The 15,899-nt window shown below is 60.1% G+C and carries 13 protein-coding genes and 1 pseudogene; 10 read left to right on the plus strand and 4 right to left on the minus strand.

From position 1 onward, the window contains the following. The first annotated feature begins 150 nt into the window (after positions 1 to 150). The 5 genes from topA to rpmG all read left to right on the plus strand — a co-directional run bounded on the left by topA (position 151) and on the right by rpmG (position 7,432). The gene (gene topA, locus HGP12_RS29060; protein ID WP_168842833.1) at positions 151 to 2,817 is read left to right on the plus strand and encodes a type I DNA topoisomerase; all 2,667 of its coding nucleotides are present in this window, start codon (positions 151 to 153) and stop codon (positions 2,815 to 2,817) included. Then, positions 2,814 to 5,189, plus strand: coding sequence for a ribonuclease R (gene rnr / locus HGP12_RS29065; protein WP_168842696.1), 2,376 nt, complete (start codon positions 2,814 to 2,816; stop codon positions 5,187 to 5,189). The genes topA and rnr overlap by 4 nt, the downstream gene beginning before the upstream one ends. Positions 5,190 to 5,221: 32 nt before the next feature. Continuing rightward, positions 5,222 to 5,677, plus strand: coding sequence for a DUF983 domain-containing protein (locus HGP12_RS29070; RefSeq protein ID WP_168842695.1), 456 nt, complete (start codon positions 5,222 to 5,224; stop codon positions 5,675 to 5,677). Between the two features lie 306 nt (positions 5,678 to 5,983). Then, positions 5,984 to 7,168, plus strand: coding sequence for an MFS transporter (locus HGP12_RS29075; protein ID WP_168842694.1), 1,185 nt, complete (start codon positions 5,984 to 5,986; stop codon positions 7,166 to 7,168). A 96-nt stretch (positions 7,169 to 7,264) separates the two neighbouring features. Beyond that, positions 7,265 to 7,432, plus strand: coding sequence for a 50S ribosomal protein L33 (gene rpmG, locus HGP12_RS29080; protein WP_003547442.1), 168 nt, complete (start codon positions 7,265 to 7,267; stop codon positions 7,430 to 7,432). Positions 7,433 to 8,245: 813 nt separating this feature from the next. On the opposite strand, the gene HGP12_RS29085 is transcribed toward rpmG, so the two are convergent. Together HGP12_RS29085 and HGP12_RS29090 are read right to left on the minus strand one after the other, a co-directional pair. Further along, the gene (locus HGP12_RS29085) at positions 8,246 to 9,619 is read right to left on the minus strand and encodes a PleD family two-component system response regulator (protein WP_168842693.1); all 1,374 of its coding nucleotides are present in this window, start codon (positions 9,617 to 9,619) and stop codon (positions 8,246 to 8,248) included. A gap of 16 nt (positions 9,620 to 9,635) precedes the next feature. Beyond that, positions 9,636 to 10,007: a response regulator gene (locus HGP12_RS29090; RefSeq protein ID WP_028754034.1), complete on the minus strand. Its 372-nt coding sequence runs from the start codon at positions 10,005 to 10,007 to the stop codon at positions 9,636 to 9,638. A 131-nt stretch (positions 10,008 to 10,138) separates the two neighbouring features. Here HGP12_RS29090 and HGP12_RS29095 point away from each other — a divergent pair, with 131 nt between their 5' ends. Both HGP12_RS29095 and HGP12_RS29100 read left to right on the plus strand, forming a co-directional pair. Beyond that, positions 10,139 to 10,447: a DUF3572 domain-containing protein gene (locus tag HGP12_RS29095; RefSeq protein ID WP_168842692.1), complete on the plus strand. Its 309-nt coding sequence runs from the start codon at positions 10,139 to 10,141 to the stop codon at positions 10,445 to 10,447. 2 nt (positions 10,448 to 10,449) lie between these two features. Further along, positions 10,450 to 11,097, plus strand: coding sequence for a hypothetical protein (locus tag HGP12_RS29100; protein WP_168842691.1), 648 nt, complete (start codon positions 10,450 to 10,452; stop codon positions 11,095 to 11,097). Positions 11,098 to 11,126: 29 nt separating this feature from the next. Here the strand turns inward: HGP12_RS29100 and HGP12_RS29105 are convergent, their stop codons facing one another. After that, complete coding sequence (locus tag HGP12_RS29105) at positions 11,127 to 11,705, minus strand: GNAT family N-acetyltransferase (protein ID WP_168842690.1); 579 nt, start codon at positions 11,703 to 11,705, stop codon at positions 11,127 to 11,129. A gap of 83 nt (positions 11,706 to 11,788) precedes the next feature. Between HGP12_RS29105 and HGP12_RS29110 the strand changes: the two genes are divergently transcribed. The 3 genes from HGP12_RS29110 (at position 11,789) to HGP12_RS29120 (ending at position 15,777) form a co-directional block, all read left to right on the plus strand. Beyond that, positions 11,789 to 13,078 carry a DNA polymerase IV gene (locus tag HGP12_RS29110; protein ID WP_168842689.1) on the plus strand — a complete coding sequence of 430 codons (1,290 nt, stop codon included), beginning with the start codon at positions 11,789 to 11,791 and terminating at the stop codon, positions 13,076 to 13,078. Between the two features lie 190 nt (positions 13,079 to 13,268). Then, a complete protein-coding gene (locus HGP12_RS29115) occupies positions 13,269 to 14,309 on the plus strand; it encodes a GH25 family lysozyme (RefSeq protein WP_168842688.1) in 1,041 nt (346 codons plus the stop codon). Between the two features lie 196 nt (positions 14,310 to 14,505). Beyond that, positions 14,506 to 15,777 carry a L,D-transpeptidase family protein gene (locus tag HGP12_RS29120; RefSeq protein WP_168842687.1) on the plus strand — a complete coding sequence of 424 codons (1,272 nt, stop codon included), beginning with the start codon at positions 14,506 to 14,508 and terminating at the stop codon, positions 15,775 to 15,777. Positions 15,778 to 15,790: 13 nt separating this feature from the next. On the opposite strand, the pseudogene HGP12_RS29125 reads toward HGP12_RS29120, so the two are convergent. Next, positions 15,791 to 15,899 (minus strand): annotated as a pseudogene (locus HGP12_RS29125) (IS5/IS1182 family transposase); the annotation flags it as partial.

The following is a 15,899-nucleotide window of genomic DNA, read 5'->3' on the forward strand; positions in this document are numbered from 1 at the left end:
AAGCATCGCATCGCCGCACCAAGCGCAAAAATCGCCTTCGCCTCTTGACCGCGACGAATTCCCTGTCCATGTCGGAAGGCCGGGAAGCCGGAAAAACCCGGTATCTCCCGCGCCTTATACCGGCGCGACCTCTTATTCAGAGACTTGATGATGAACGTTGTAGTGGTGGAATCGCCTGCCAAGGCCAAGACAATCAACAAATATCTGGGACCCGGATATAAGGTTCTTGCTTCCTTCGGCCATGTGCGTGACCTGCCCGCCAAAGACGGTTCGGTACTGCCGGATCAAGATTTCGAAATGCTCTGGGAAGTCGATGCCGCGTCGCAAAAGCGCATGAAGGACATCGCCGACGCGATGAAATCCTCCGACGGCCTGTTTCTCGCGACCGACCCGGATCGCGAGGGTGAAGCCATTTCCTGGCACGTGCTAGACCTGCTCAACAAAAAGCGCGTCATCAACGGCAAGCCGGTGAAGCGCGTCGTCTTCAACGCCATCACCAAGAAGGCCGTGCTCGACGCCATGGCCGAGCCGCGCGACATCGATGTGCCGCTGGTGGATGCCTATCTCGCCCGCCGCGCCCTCGACTATCTCGTCGGCTTCAACCTGTCGCCGGTCCTGTGGCGCAAGCTTCCGGGCGCCCGCTCGGCTGGCCGCGTGCAGTCGGTCGCGCTACGTCTCGTCTGTGATCGCGAGTCCGAGATCGAGCGCTTCATCTCGGAAGAATACTGGAACCTGTCGGCCATCCTGAAGACTCCGCGCGGCGACGAATTCGAAGCGCGGCTGGTGTCAGCGGACGGCAAGCGCCTGCAGCCGCGCGCCATCGGCAACGGCGAGGACGCCGGCAGGCTGAAGGCTTTGCTGGAGGGTGCCTCCTATGTCGTCGACACTGTCGAGGCGAAGCCGGTCAAGCGCAATCCGAGCCCGCCATTCACCACTTCGACACTGCAGCAGGCCGCTTCCTCCAAGCTCGGCTTCTCGGCTTCGCGCACTATGCAGGTGGCGCAAAAGCTTTATGAAGGCGTCGACATCGGCGGCGAGACCGTCGGTCTCATCACCTATATGCGTACCGACGGCGTTCAGATGGCCCCGGAAGCGATCGATGCCGCGCGTAGCGCCATCGCCAATCAGTTCGGCGACCGTTACCTGCCGGAAAAGGCGCGCTTCTATTCCACCAAGGCAAAGAATGCCCAGGAAGCACACGAAGCGATCCGCCCGACCGACTTCGAGCGCGTGCCGGACCGCATCCGCAAGTTCCTCGACGACGACCAGCTGAAGCTCTACGACCTGATCTGGAAACGCGGCATTGCCAGCCAGATGGCATCGGCCGAAATCGAGCGCACGACGGTCGAGATCCTGGCCGACAACGCCGGCAAGAAGGCAGGCCTGCGCGCCGTCGGCTCCGTTATCCGGTTCGACGGCTTCATCGCCGCCTATACCGACCAGAAGGAAGACGGTGAACAGAGCGACGACAGCGAAGAAGGCGGTCGTCTGCCGGAGATCAATGCGCGCGAAAACCTCGCCAAGCAGAAGATCAATTCGACCCAGCATTTCACCGAACCGCCGCCGCGCTATTCTGAGGCGTCGCTGATCAAGAAGATGGAAGAACTCGGCATCGGCCGCCCCTCCACCTATGCGGCGACGCTCGCGACGCTGCGCGACCGCGATTACGTGACCATCGACAAGCGCAAGCTGCTGCCGCAGGCCAAGGGCCGGCTGGTGACGGCCTTCCTCGAAAGCTTCTTCACCAAATATGTGGAATATGATTTCACGGCCGATCTGGAAGAGAAGCTCGACCGCATTTCGGCCGGCGAGCTGAATTGGAAGGACGTGCTGCGCGACTTCTGGCGCGATTTCTTTGCCCAGATCGAAGACACCAAGGAATTGCGCGTCACCAACGTTCTCGACGCCTTGAACGAGGCGCTCGCCCCGCTCGTCTTCCCGAAGCGTGAAGACGGCAGCGACCCGCGCATCTGCCAGGTATGCGGCACGGGCAATCTCTCGCTGAAGCTCGGCAAATACGGCGCCTTCGTCGGCTGCTCGAACTATCCGGAATGCAACTATACGCGCCAGCTTTCGTCGGAAGGCGGCGCGGAGGCCGAATCCAACGGATTGAACGAGCCGAAGGCACTCGGCGCGGATCCGGTCACCGGCGAGGAGCTGACGCTGCGTTCCGGCCGTTTCGGACCCTATATTCAGCGCGGTGATGGCAAAGATGCCAAACGTGCTTCGTTGCCGAAAGGCTGGAAGCCGGAGGATATCGATTACGAGAAGGCGATGGCACTGATCTCGCTGCCGCGTGACATCGGCAAGCATCCGGAAAGCGGCAAGATGATCTCGTCCGGCATCGGCCGCTATGGTCCGTTCCTTCTGCATGACGGCAGCTACGCCAATCTCGAAAGCGTCGAGGATGTCTTCACCGTCGGCCTGAACCGCGCGGTCACCGTTCTTGCAGAAAAGCAGAGCAAGGCCGGCGGCGGAGCGCGCGGTACGCCCGCGGCGTTGAAGGATCTCGGCGCGCATCCGGATGGCGGCGGCGCAATCACCGTTCGCGATGGCAAGTATGGTCCCTACGTCAATTGGGGCAAGGTCAATGCGACGCTGCCGAAAGGCACGGATCCGCAGGCGATCACCGTCGAGGAAGCCCTGGCTCTGATCGCAGCCAAGGCCGGCAAGAGCGGCGGTACCACCAAGAAGGCGCCTGCCAGGGCAAAGGCTGCGGCAGCCGGCGCAAAAGCGACGAAAACCACCGCCAAGCCGAAGGCTGCTGCAAAGAAGCCCGCGGCCAAGACGGCAGCGAAAAAGAAGAGTGCAGAGTGAGCAGAGAACCGCGCGGCAGGAACCCATCGTCGGAACGACGTTCCGGCAAACCCGGCCGCGCCGGCAAGGCAGGCGATGACGAGCCGATGATGGCAATCGTCCACGGCATTCTGCCGCCGCGCGAGATCATCCTGCGCTTCATCGCCGAACATCCGCAGCAGGCCTCCAAACGCGAACTGGCCAAAGCCTTCGGCCTGAAGGGCGAGAGCCGCGTCGCGCTGAAGGAACTGCTGCGCGAACTCGAAGAAGAAGGCATGGTGCAGAAGAGCCGCAAGTCGCTCATCCGCCCTGGCGCACTGCCGCCGATCGCCGTTCTCGACATCACCACGCGCGATAAGGATGGCGAACTGATCGGCCGGCCCGCAGAATGGGCTGACGAAAACGGCGTCGCACCTGCCGTGATGATCAAGCAGTCCTCCTCGCCCGCCGGCCGCAATGGCAAGGGCAAGGCGCCGGTCGCCGGCATGGGCGACCGCATTCTCGCGAAGATCTTTCCGGCCGTGGATCGCGGCGGCCCAGCCTATACGGCTCGCATCATCAAGGTCCTCGACAAGCGGAAGGGTGCCTCCATGGGCGTCTTCCGCGAAACACCGGGCGGCGGCGGCCGGCTGATGCCGATCGAGCGTCGCGGCGAGGAGATGGTCGTCGATCCGGGCTATACCGGCGACGCCAAGGACGGCGATCTCGTCGAGGTGGAAATTGCCCGCCTCGGCCGCTTCGGCCTGCCGCGCGCCAAGGTGCTGTCGGTCATCGGCTCGGTCGCTTCGGAAAAGGCGATCTCCATGATCGCCATCCATGCGCATGGAATCCCGCATGTCTTTCCCGCCGCCGCGATAGCGGAGGCCGATGCCGCCAAGCCCGCGACCATGTCGCATCGCGAGGATTGGCGCAGCCTGCCGCTGATAACAATCGATCCGGCCGACGCCAAGGATCATGACGACGCCGTCTATGCCGAAATGGACCCATCGCCGGACAATCCGGATGGCGTGATCGTCACCGTCGCCATCGCGGACGTCTCCTGGTACGTGCGGCCGAACTCGCCGCTCGACCGCGAAGCGCTGAAGCGCGGCAATTCGGTCTATTTCCCCGATCGTGTCGTGCCGATGTTGCCTGAGCGCATCTCCAACGATCTCTGCTCGTTGAAGGAAGGCGTCGACCGTCCTGCCCTCGCCGTGCGAATGATCTTCTCCAGGGAGGGCCGGAAGGCCGGCCACACCTTTCATCGCGTCATGATGAAGAGCGCGGCCAAGCTTTCCTACCAGCAGGCCCAGGCGGCGATCGACGGCAAGCCCGACGACAAGACCGGACCGATGCTGGAGCCGATCCTCAAACCGCTCTGGCATGCCTACGACATCCTGAAAAAGGGCCGTGACCGTCGCCAGCCGCTCGAGCTCGACATGCCCGAACGCAAGATCCTGCTGACACCCGATGGTACGGTCGACCGGGTCGTCGTGCCGCCTCGCCTCGATGCGCACAAGCTCATCGAAGAGATGATGATCCAGGCAAACGTCGCCGCCGCCGAGACGCTGGAGAAACGGAAGCAGGCGCTCGTCTATCGTATCCATGACGGGCCGACGCTCGCCAAGCAGGAGGTCCTGCGCGAATTTCTGGCCACCCTCGGCATATCACTGCCCAAGGGCGGCAATGTTCGGGCCAACAGTTTCAACGGCATCCTCGCCAAAGCCGATGGCACCCCGCATCAGACGATGGTCAACGAGATGGTGCTGCGCTCGCAGAGCCAGGCGATCTACAGCCCCGACAACATCGGGCACTTCGGCCTGAACCTGATGAAATACGCCCACTTCACCTCGCCGATCCGCCGTTACGCCGATCTGATCGTGCATCGCGCGCTCGTCGGCTCGCTCGGCCTCGGCGAAGGCGCAATTACGCCGGACGAAGAGGCATCGCTTGACGATATCGCCGCCGAAATCTCGACCTTCGAACGCCGCGCCATGGCTGCCGAGCGCGAGACCGTGGACCGGCTCATCGCCCATCATCTGGCTGGCAAGGTCGGTACGGAATTCGAGGCGCGCGTCGGCGGTGTCACCAAGTCGGGACTTTTTGTCACCCTACCGGACTATGGCGCCGACGGTTTCATCCCTATATCCACGCTGGGCTCCGATTATTTCATCTACGATGAGGCGCATCAGGCACTGACAGGCGAGAGAACGGGGCTCGGCTATCGTCTCGGCGATGACGTCAGCGTGAGGCTCGCCGAAGCCGTGCCGCTTGCCGGAGCTCTGCGCTTCGAAATGCTGAGCGAAGGCAGGCCGATGCCGACCGCGGTGCGTTCCTTCCACAAGGCGGCCCGCCGCAACAAGAGCCAGGCCCGCAAGGCGCCGGGCACAAGACCGCCGCGCGGACGCAGGTAAAAGGCGGCTACCGGCAGGAAGGAAACGCATTCATGACGGGCAGCCCATCCGACTCTCCCACCCGCTTCGGTGGCTCCGATGAAAGCGAGCGTCCGCTTGGACGATCGATTTCCCGCGGCATGCAGAACCGCTGCCCGCGCTGCGGCACCGGCAGGCTCTTCCGCGCCTTCCTGAAACCGGTGGATCATTGTGCCGCATGCGGCGAGGAAATCTTTCATCAGCGCGCCGACGATCTGCCGCCCTATCTGGTGATCCTGGTTCTCGGCCACGTCATCGTTGGCGGCTACATGCTGACAGACATGACTTTCAAATTGCCGCTCTGGGCACATCTCGCCATATGGGCACCCATTACCGTCATCACGGCGCTTGCCGTCATTCAACCGATCAAAGGCGGTGTCATCGGCCTGCAATGGGCGCTCCGGATGCATGGATTCGGCGGACATGACGACAGTCCGGAAGAATGGGATGAGGGGAACGGCCGGTCGTGACAATGCCCGCCCGCCTATGCAGCCGGCCCGGACAAAGGGCCGAGGTTGTCTCGCAACGTTGCACTCTTCTATCGGGAATCACTATCGATTCGCCGCATATTCGCGATTTGCGCGAGATGGTTCATCAGCAACGGCTTGACATCAGCAACATTTCTTGTCTGAACATGCCGCGCGTCAAGGGGACTATTCCGGAGGGTTTGACCGATCTCATGAAAGCCGACCCGTCACCTGAATTTGGCCGAGCCGTGGCTTTCTATGTTGCGCATCCGGATCGATTCGCCTGCCTCATGCTCCAGGAATTAGTTTATGCTTGAACCGACGAACGACAAGGCCGGCCATGTCGAAGAAATTCACTGGCCTTCGCTCGTTGCAGCCATTGCCTCCGTGTCCGCCGTCGGCATCGCCATCGGGCTGGGCCTGCCGCTTCTCAGCATCATCCTCGAAAAGCGCGGCATTCCTTCGAGCCTGATCGGGCTCAACACGGCGATGATGGGTGTAGCCTCGATGCTGGCCGCGGTCATCACGACCAAGCTCGCGCATCGCTTCGGCGTCGTGCAGACGATGATCTGGGCGGTCTTTCTCTCGGCGCTGAGCTCGCTCGGCTTCTATTACGCAGAAAACCTGCTGTTGTGGTTTCCGTTGCGCATCGTGTTCCACGGAGCGACAACGACCCTTTTCATCCTGTCGGAATTCTGGATCAACGCGGCCTCACCGCCTTCCAAGCGCGGCTTCGTGCTCGGCCTTTACTCCACGGTGTTCTCCCTCGGCTTTGCGGCCGGCCCCCTGCTCTTCTCCGTGGTCGGCAGCGAGGGCTTGATGCCCTTCGTTGTCGGCGCCTGCATCATCCTGGCCGCCGCCATTCCGATCTTCATTGCGCGCAATGAGAGCCCGATCGTCGACGAGAAGCCCGAACTGCATTTCGTCCGTTACATCTTCCTGGTGCCGACGGCGACGGCGGCTGTCTTCGTGTTCGGCGCGGTAACCGTCGGCGGCGGTTCGCTGTTCACCAGCTATGCGACGCGCCTCGGCTTCAACGAATCGCAGGCCGCATTGCTGCTGACCGTCATGGGCGTGGGCAATTTCGTCTTCCAAATTCCGCTCGGGCTGCTTGCCGACCGCATGCGCGACAAGCGGCCGCTGTTGTCGATCATGGCTACGATCGGCTTTGTCGGCGCGCTTCTGCTGCCGTCGCTGTCGTCAAACTGGATTATTCTGGCCACCATCCTGCTCTTCTGGGGCGGCTGCGTTTCGGGCATGTATACGGTCGGACTCAGCCATCTCGGCACGCGGCTGACCGGCGCGGACCTTGTGGCAGCCAATGCCGCCTTCGTCTTCTGCTATGCCATCGGCATGGTTCTCGGGCCGCCGACGATCGGCACGGCAATGGATTTCGCCAATCCCAGCGGCTTTGCCTGGGCCGTGGCCTTTTTCTTCGGCCTTTATGTCCTGCTTTCGGGGATACGGCTGCTTTTCATGGGCAACAGGGGTTGACTTTTCGGGCGCGATTTGTAGTTTCGCGCCAGAATTCGCCGTGGACCTCCGCACTGGCCGTCCACGGCGTTCATTTTTATTAAAGGCAGGACGACTATGGCCAAGGCTACCACCATCAAGATCAAGCTGCTGTCGACGGCCGACACTGGTTTCTTTTACGTCACGACGAAGAACAGCCGTACGATGACGGACAAGATGACGAAGACGAAGTACGACCCGGTTGCGAAGAAGCACGTCGAGTTCAAGGAAACGAAGATCAAGTAAGCTTCCTAAACCTCAGGTTACAAAAAGGCGCAACCTACGGGTTCGCGCCTTTTTTTGTTTTTGCTGAGGATTTCCGGGACAAAGTCCAATTTTTCCGCATCATCAGGGCTGAGAGCTGACCGCCCTCACGGAAAAGAAAAAACGCCGCCTTCGACGAACGAAGAGCGGCGTTTTTGAATTGGGGGCCGGCTAGCCTGCAAAACGGCACGAGGAACCGTTATCTTTCTGCCTGCCAGCCGACCGACCCCACGACCCAGGAGATGCGGCGGACCTGAGCATCATGGGGTATCTTGGAAACCCTTGCGGGCTGTCTGTGTACGAGACTAAATTCGCGCGAAATCGAAAGGAAATCAACAAATTCTTAATGATAAAAAATACCTGCCTGCTCGGATGGTTAAAATTCATGACTTTGAGAAAAAGAATGTCCGATAGTTTTAACAAATCGAGGTCAAGAAGGACTAAAGAATAAAGATCTAATTCCTGCGGAGAAGGAAAAAACCGAATACATATATTCAATGAATATCTGAATATATAAATTATTTTCAGTTAAAGTCGCACCTCTCGACTTTTATATAGCAGCAAAATTTCAAACAATTCTCATATATATAATAAAATTGTGACGAAATTCCAATCTTTCTCCAAATACGCATGTATTCATCTCGAGACGAGATAAAAGTACGAGCCTTTTCTTTCAGCAATGCAGAAGCGGTACATCATGGAGGAGCACAGAACAATTTTTTTTGACCATTGTTCAAAACTTGAAAAACACCCTCAATATTGGGAGGTGGTGCCCGCTTTAATGATCCGCTACCGTCAAGCGGCCGAGGCGACGACCCTGTTGCGGCCTGCTCTTTTTGCTTCATAAAGCGCAAGATCAGCCTGTTTCATCAATTGCTCCGGCGCCTCGATTGTGTCCAAACGAGACGAAATGCCGAAGGATGCGGTAATGTTAAGCGCGACACCGCCGTCCCGCAGCTTCACCGGCATATTTTCTACCGCTGCGCGCAGACGTTCGGCGATCGCAGCCGCAATATCGGCTGTTGTATCCGGCATGACGACAACAAATTCCTCGCCGCCGTAGCGGCAGGCCAGATCGGCGCCGCGCACCGTTGAGCGGATGCGCGCCGCGAATTCCTTCAACACCTCGTCGCCGGCATCGTGACCGTAGGTGTCGTTGACGGTCTTGAAACGATCTATGTCGGTGATCAGGACGGAAAGCGGCCGTCCCCGCGCCAGGGAACGATCGAAAAGCACCTTGAGGTGATTGTCCAGGTATCGCCTGTTGTGCAGGCCGGTGAGCGCGTCGGTGACGGCAAGCTCGATGGTCTGCTGCACGCTGGCGCGTAACCGGTCATTATAGCGCTTGCGCCGTATCTGGGTGAGACAGCGGGCGACGAGCTCGTTCGGATCGATCGGACGGACAATATAGTCGTTGACGCCGAGGTCGAGCGCACGGACGATCATCTCGTCGGCCCCCTGCTCCGTCACCAGCAGCACCGGCAGGAAGCGCGTGCGCTCCAGCGAGCGAAGCTGCGAGCAAAGCCGCAGCGGATCGTAGTCTTCGAAATTCGAATTCACGATGACGAGTTCGAAAGGCCGCTCGGCCGCTTCGAACAAGGCGGCCTGCGGATCGGACATTGCGACGACCTGGGCGATCGGCTTGAGCGTACGGATGATACGCTCCTGCGAATTGGCGCGGCCATCGACCAGAAGCACCTGTCCGGCTTCGTCGGCGCGACCATCGCCGGCCCGAAGCAGATCGTCGATGCCGAAATTGCGCGCGGTCTCGCTGCGCATATTCAATTCGTCACTCAGCGTCTTCAAGCGAAGAAGGCTCTTGACGCGGGAAATAAGCTGCAGGTCGTTGACCGGCTTCGTCAGGAAGTCGTCGGCACCGGCCTTCAAGCCGCGCACACGGTCGGCCGGCTGGTCGAGCGCGGTGACCATGACGACGGGAATATGCGCCGTACGCGGATCCGACTTCAGGCGCTCGCATACTTCAAATCCGTCCATGCCGGGCATCATGATGTCGAGAAGGATGAGATCGACCTGAGCGTTCGCACAAACCGCGAGCGCCTTCAAACCGTCTTCCGCCGTCAGCACTTCGAAATATTCGGCAAGCAGCCGCGCTTCCAAAAGCTTTACGTTGGCGGGGATATCGTCGACTACCAGGATGCGCGCGGTCATCAGCTCTTCCCCATCATCAGGCATCGCCCAGATAGGTCTTAATGGTCTCAATGAATTTCGGCACCGAAATCGGCTTCGAGACATAGGCCTCGCATCCGCCCTGGCGAATGCGCTCCTCGTCGCCCTTCATGGCGAAGGCCGTAACCGCAATTACGGGGATGACGTGGAGATCATCGTCTTCCTTCAGCCATTTGGTGACTTCCAGGCCGGAAACCTCCGGAAGCTGGATATCCATGAGAATCAGGTCCGGACGATGCTTGCGAGCGAGATCGAGCGCTTCCATACCGTTACGGGTCTGGATCGTCGTATAGCCGGAAGCCTCGATCAGATCGCGAAAGAGCTTCATATTGAGCTCATTGTCTTCTACAATCATTACCTGTTTAGGCATGGAAAGCTGTCCCTGCATCCGGTATTGCATCCATTCTCTCGAAATATAGGGTCGCGAGGAACCGATTCCAGAAATACTTGAATCGCAAACTACCGGCATTTGGTTGAAAAATAGGTAACTTACCCTTCGAAATGCAAAGTAACTTCAAGAACCCAAAGAAGAATGCGGCCGCCCCGCAAGAGACCGCGATTGCCGTACTCGGCTGGCTGGCCAACGAACCGGATATGTTCGGCCGTTTCCTGGCGCTGACCGGCGTGGAGCCTGCACAGGTGCGCAACGCCATCAACGAGCCCGCCTTTCTCGCCGGCATGCTCGACTTCCTCATGAACCATGAACCGACATTGCTGGCCTTTTGCGAGGCAAGCGGCATTCCACCGGAGGCCGTCGCCGCCGCGTCGGCGCATTTTTCGCCGCCCGGCCTTGCCTCTGGAGAATATTGACCATGGATGCCCCGCTTGAATTCGACGTATCGCATATCCGGCTGCAGGAGCGGCCGCTGATCGTCTGCGATGTCGACGACGTCGTCTTGCATTTCTTTGCCCCTTTCCTGACCTTCATCGACGGCGAAGGCTATGAATTCCTGCCCCGCTCTTTCCGGTTGACGGGCAACATCGTCTCCAAAGACAATGGCTCCGCCTTGGAAGAAAAGGATGTTCACCGGCTGATCGAAGTCTTCTTCGAGGCGCAGGAACAATGGCAGACCCCTTTGGAGCGCGTTGTCGATACGCTCGGCGAATTCTCGAAAGACGCCGATATCGTCTTCCTCACGGCCATGCCGCCGCAGTTCTGGGTCCAGAGACGCCGTCTGCTCGACAGGCTCGAACTTGCCTATCCCCTGCTGGCATCGCTGCAGCCGAAGGGGCCGATCGTGCGATCCCTGCATCGACAGCGCACTATGCCCGTCGCCTTCGTCGACGACATGGCCCACAATCTGCATTCGGTCAGCGACCATGTTCCGGAATGCCTCCTGATCAACCTCAAACCGGATTCCGTCGTTCACCGCATGGCGCCAGCCGTCGCGGCAGGGATCCCCGAAGCAAACGAATGGAGCCAGGCAGCGCCACTGATCCAGGCTCATATCGTGCGCTGACGCCTCCAACCCGATTTGAGAGCCCAATATCAGAGAATAAGGCGCATCAGCGGCCGGCCATCCTTGCGTTTGGCGATCTCCCAGAAGCCGGCCGCTTCGAATATGCGTTGCGAACCCACATAAAGGCCGACGGATTTCGATTGCTTGGTGCGCTCGATCGGACAGCCCTCCAGCAGCCGCGCCCCGGATGCCTTGGCAAAGTTGACCGCCTCCGAAAGCATGCGATGGCTGTGTCCCTGGCCGCGATCGCGCGCATTCATGAAAAAGCAACTGACGGCCCAGATCGAGCCATCCTCCGCATCCGCCGGATCGAGCGGGCGCGATACGGTTTTGGGGGAATTCCATTGCGGCAGTTCGGCGCGCGGACCGACCTGCACCCAGGCAATCGGCTGCCCATCCACATAACCAAGGAGCCCGGGTGGCGGCCCAGCCGCGACGCGCGCCTGTATGAAGCGTTTCTTGGCCGCAGCATCCATCGTCTTGCGTTGCGACGTCGGGACGCGAAAATAGGTACACCAGCAGCCGTAGCAGGCGCCGCTTGGCCCGAAGAGCACCTCGAAATCGCCCCAACGGTCAGGCGTTAGTGGTTGCACGCTTAAAGTCTGCACTCCCCGCTCCCCGACAGTTTTCCGGCTTGAGACTCACAAGCTTAAAACATAAAGTGGCGATGTTCAATTTTTGTTCTCGTTCAATGACCAGTGCGCCCGACAAGATCTCAGGTTTCTGTCGCGATTGCTTGAGCGAGCAATCGGTCGCACGGACGCGCTGTCGCAGCTGCGGCAGCCCTCGCCTCGTCTATCACCGCGAACTCTACGGACTGACGCTGGCGCATATCGACTGCGACGCCTTTTATGCCTCGATCGAGAAGCGCGACAATCCGGAGCTGGCCGACAAGCCAGTCATCATCGGCGGCGGCAAACGCGGCGTCGTTTCCACCGCCTGCTATATCGCCCGCATCCATGGGGTGCGCTCCGCCATGCCGATGTTCAAGGCACTGGAAGCCTGTCCGAACGCAGTCGTCATCCGCCCGAACATGGAAAAATACGTCCGTGTCGGCCGCGAGGTTCGAGGCATGATGCAGGAGCTGACGCCCTTGGTGCAGCCGCTTTCGATCGATGAAGCCTTTCTGGAGCTCGACGGCACGCAGCGGCTTCATCACGATCCGCCGGCCCGCATTCTCGCCAAGTTTGCCCGGCGGGTGGAACAGGAAATCGGCATCACCGTCTCGGTCGGCCTTTCCTATTGCAAGTTCCTCGCCAAGGTCGCCTCCGACCTGCAGAAGCCACGCGGCTTCTCCGTCATCGGGCGGCAAGAGGCACTCTCCTTCCTGGAGCCACGCCCTGTCACCACCATCTGGGGCGTCGGCAAGGCCTTTGCGGCGACGCTGGAGAGCCACGGCATTCGCACGATCGGCCAATTACAGGCCATGGAGGAAGGTGACCTGATGCGTCGCTACGGCGTCATCGGGCAGCGGCTTTTCCGTCTCGCCCGCGGCATCGACGACCGCACGGTGCATCCGAACGAGGCAGCAAAGAGCGTGTCTTCCGAAACGACTTTCTTTGACGACATTTCGCGCCATGACGATCTCGTGCCGATCCTGCGCGATCTCTCGGAGAAGGTGTCGCGGCGCCTGAAGCGCAGCGGCATTGCCGGGCAGACCGTGGTGCTCAAGCTGAAGACCGCCGACTTCAAGACCCGCACGCGCAACCGCCGTCTAGAAGATCCGACCCAGCTTGCCGACCGGATCTTCCGCACCGGCCTGCGCCTGCTCGAACATGAGACCGACGGCACGAAGTTCCGCCTCATCGGCATAGGCGTCACCGATCTTGGCGACGCGGGGCGCGCGGACCCGCCCGATCTCATCGACGTGCAGGCGACACGCCGCGCCGCCGCGGAAGCCGCCATGGACAAGCTCAAAGAAAAATTCGGCAACAGGACGGTCGAGACCGGTTACACATTCGGCGGCAAGCGCCATAAATAACAATGACTTAAAGAAAAGTCACCGACAAGAGACATATGAATGCCTCGCGAATAATCGCGTCACACACGCGATTCTTTGCGATGAAAAGCTCGGATTCAAACTTTTTTGGTAAATTTCCATTAGGACTTGGATTCTGTGACTTCCGAACGGCGCGGATCCGCCGTCGATTGTGTTTTGCGTACGGGTTCCTATGCGTGTATCGGCTGTATCGACCATTCTTCTCGCCTGCCTGACGATCTCAGGCTGCGCTGCCCGAGGTGAGCGCGAAGCCGCGCAAGCCAGCCCGCCTTCCAAGGAAATGACTAGCTCCATCACAAAGAGTAGCCGGCCGATGCCATCGGTCGAAATCGGTGAAACGGTATCACGCGTCGAGCAGCAGCAGGCGCTCGCAGTCGCAATGCCGACGAATCTCCGTCCGGAGGGGCTCATGCCTTCCGACCAGAGCGACGACGATACGCCCGTCCCGCTGCAGCGGCCGCTCGCAATGCTCGCGCCGTCGAATCCCATGCCTCGCGCCATGCGGCAGCAACCGATGCAGATCTACGGCCACCGCTTCCGCGATGCCAAGCCGATCAACTTCGGCTCTTCCACCTCGCCCCGGAAGCTCGCCGTGCATGGCGTCGACGTCTCGCGCTGGCAAGGCGAGATCGACTGGGATACGCTGCGCACCCAGGGCGCGAACTTCGTCTACATCAAGGCGACGGATGGGGGCGATCATCTCGATCCGATGTTCAAGAAGAACTGGCGAGCCGCCCAACAGGCCGGCCTGAAGCATGGTGCCTATCACTTCTTCTATTGGTGCCGGACTGCCGGGGAGCAGGCCGACTGGTTCATCCGCAACGTGCCGAAGGAAGCAGGCGCCCTGCCGCCCGTCATCGATGTGGAATGGAACGGCGAGTCGAGCTGCAAGCGCCGGCCTTCGCGCGAGCAGGTGCTTGCCAAGATGCAGGTCTTCATGGACAAGCTGGAGAGGCATTACGGCCAGCGTCCGATCGTCTATACCGCGCCGGATTTCTATCGCGACAATCTCAGCGGCGAACTGCTCGACTATCCCTTCTGGCTGCGCGCCGTGGCCCAACATCCATCCAAGGTCTATCCGGGCCGGAAATGGCTGTTCTGGCAATATTCCGGCTCCGGCGTCTCCCATGGAGTCGACGGCAAGATCGATCTCAACGCCTTCCACGGCAGCGAGCAAGACTGGCACAACTGGGTGGCTTCCAGCGCTCACTAACCGTCCATTCGATCTCCGCTGATGATTTAACGCCGAGGCGGGGCCGCACCTCGCTTCGGCGTTGCTGAATCTGGCTTCGAATGGATAAACCCCAAGATTTCGCCGGAACGAAAGGACAGTTCTTTTCGGCAAGCCTTCCTTAAACTTCGAAGTCTAATCTTGGCGCTACGAGTATTGCGTTTTGGTTTGTGTCTATATGAAGCCGTTTTTGTTGCTTGGGCTCGGGCTGTTGTCGGCCACTGCCCTCTCACACCCTTCTCTTGCCGCGCCGGATGCCCGCACCCTGCAGATCGTGGTGTCGAAGGACAGGCAGTCGCTTGCCGTCTATGATGGCGACCAAGTGATCGCGACCTCGAAGGTTTCGACCGGCAAGCGGGGGCATACGACACCGAGCGGCATCTTCTCCATTCTGGAAAAGAAGGTCTATCACGAGTCAAATCTCTATTCGGCCGCGCCGATGCCCTACATGCAAAGGCTGACCTGGTCGGGCATTGCGCTGCACGAATCCAACTCGGTTCCGAATTATCCGGCTTCCCACGGCTGCGTGCGCATGCCGAAAGCCTTTGCCAAGATGCTCTACCAGATGACCGAGCGCGGCGTGCATGTCGTCATCGCCAATCAACCCCTGGTGCCGCAGCCTTTCGCGAGCGCAATGCTGTTCCAGCCACCGGCAGCACCTCCACCGGCGCTGCTTTCCGGTATCGAACTGCGCCCGATGACCGCAAGCTTTCTGCCGCAGGGGCAATCCCTGCAGGTCGCGACGAATGACGTGACCTCGATCCGGATACCGAAGGCACAGGAAACCATTGCCCCGCCTGCCGATCCGGCACCGCTCAGCATCCTCATCACCCGACGTGGCCTGCGCGAAAATGTGCGCGACCTCCAGGCCATTTTGAATGGAATGGGCTTCATTACCGGAACGCCCGACGGCATGCTCGGGCCGGCAACGGTGCAGGCGATCGAAGATTTCAAGAAGGCGCATGGCATCACGGCGACGGACAGCCTCGTCAGCCCCTCGCTGATAAAGGCTGTTTATGCCGCCGCCGGCAAGGGCGAACCGCCGAATGGCGCAATCATGGTCCGCCAGAACTTCAAGCCGCTCCTCGAAGGCCCCGCCATCATCGCCGAGCCGCAAGAGGCACTCGGCGTGCATTTCTTCACCGCCAACGCGATCGACCGGATCAGCGGCAAGGCCGACTGGTTCGGCATGACACTGGAAGAAGATCTCAGCAAGCAGACGAAGAAACGGTACGGCATCACCAGCGAGGAACAGTCGCAGTCGCTCGATGCCGCCGGACAGGCGCTTGCCCGCATCACCATTCCAGACGATGCCCGCCACCGCATCGAGGATCTGCTGACGGCAGGTTCTTCGCTGACGATTTCCGACACCGGCGTAGGACCGGAAACCGGCAACGCGACCGATTTCATCACCATCACCAATCATGGTGCGCTGGGCAAGAAGGGCTAGGAAGTGTGGACAGTTATCTGATCCATAGGACGATTGCTGCGATAGTGACGACTGCGAGGTAGTTTTCGGCGGTTTTTTCGAAGCGCGTAGCGACCCTGCGGAACTGCTTGCGTCTCGAGAAG

It is taken from the genome of Rhizobium sp. P28RR-XV (assembly GCF_012641385.1).
Lineage (GTDB): Bacteria > Pseudomonadota > Alphaproteobacteria > Rhizobiales > Rhizobiaceae > Rhizobium.

Excerpts from the sequence above, each read along its gene's own strand:
- topA (WP_168842833.1), top strand. The coding sequence starts at position 151 with ATGAACGTTGTAGTGGTGGAATCGCCTGCCAAGGCCAAGACAATCAAC.
- HGP12_RS29070 (WP_168842695.1), top strand. The coding sequence starts at position 5,222 with ATGACGGGCAGCCCATCCGACTCTCCCACCCGCTTCGGTGGCTCCGAT.
- HGP12_RS29075 (WP_168842694.1), top strand. The coding sequence starts at position 5,984 with ATGCTTGAACCGACGAACGACAAGGCCGGCCATGTCGAAGAAATTCAC.
- rpmG (WP_003547442.1), top strand. The coding sequence starts at position 7,265 with ATGGCCAAGGCTACCACCATCAAGATCAAGCTGCTGTCGACGGCCGAC.
- HGP12_RS29085 (WP_168842693.1), bottom strand. The coding sequence starts at position 9,619 with ATGACCGCGCGCATCCTGGTAGTCGACGATATCCCCGCCAACGTAAAG.
- HGP12_RS29090 (WP_028754034.1), bottom strand. The coding sequence starts at position 10,007 with ATGCCTAAACAGGTAATGATTGTAGAAGACAATGAGCTCAATATGAAG.
- HGP12_RS29095 (WP_168842692.1), top strand. The coding sequence starts at position 10,139 with ATGCAAAGTAACTTCAAGAACCCAAAGAAGAATGCGGCCGCCCCGCAA.
- HGP12_RS29100 (WP_168842691.1), top strand. The coding sequence starts at position 10,450 with ATGGATGCCCCGCTTGAATTCGACGTATCGCATATCCGGCTGCAGGAG.
- HGP12_RS29110 (WP_168842689.1), top strand. The coding sequence starts at position 11,789 with ATGACCAGTGCGCCCGACAAGATCTCAGGTTTCTGTCGCGATTGCTTG.
- HGP12_RS29115 (WP_168842688.1), top strand. The coding sequence starts at position 13,269 with ATGCGTGTATCGGCTGTATCGACCATTCTTCTCGCCTGCCTGACGATC.
- HGP12_RS29120 (WP_168842687.1), top strand. The coding sequence starts at position 14,506 with ATGAAGCCGTTTTTGTTGCTTGGGCTCGGGCTGTTGTCGGCCACTGCC.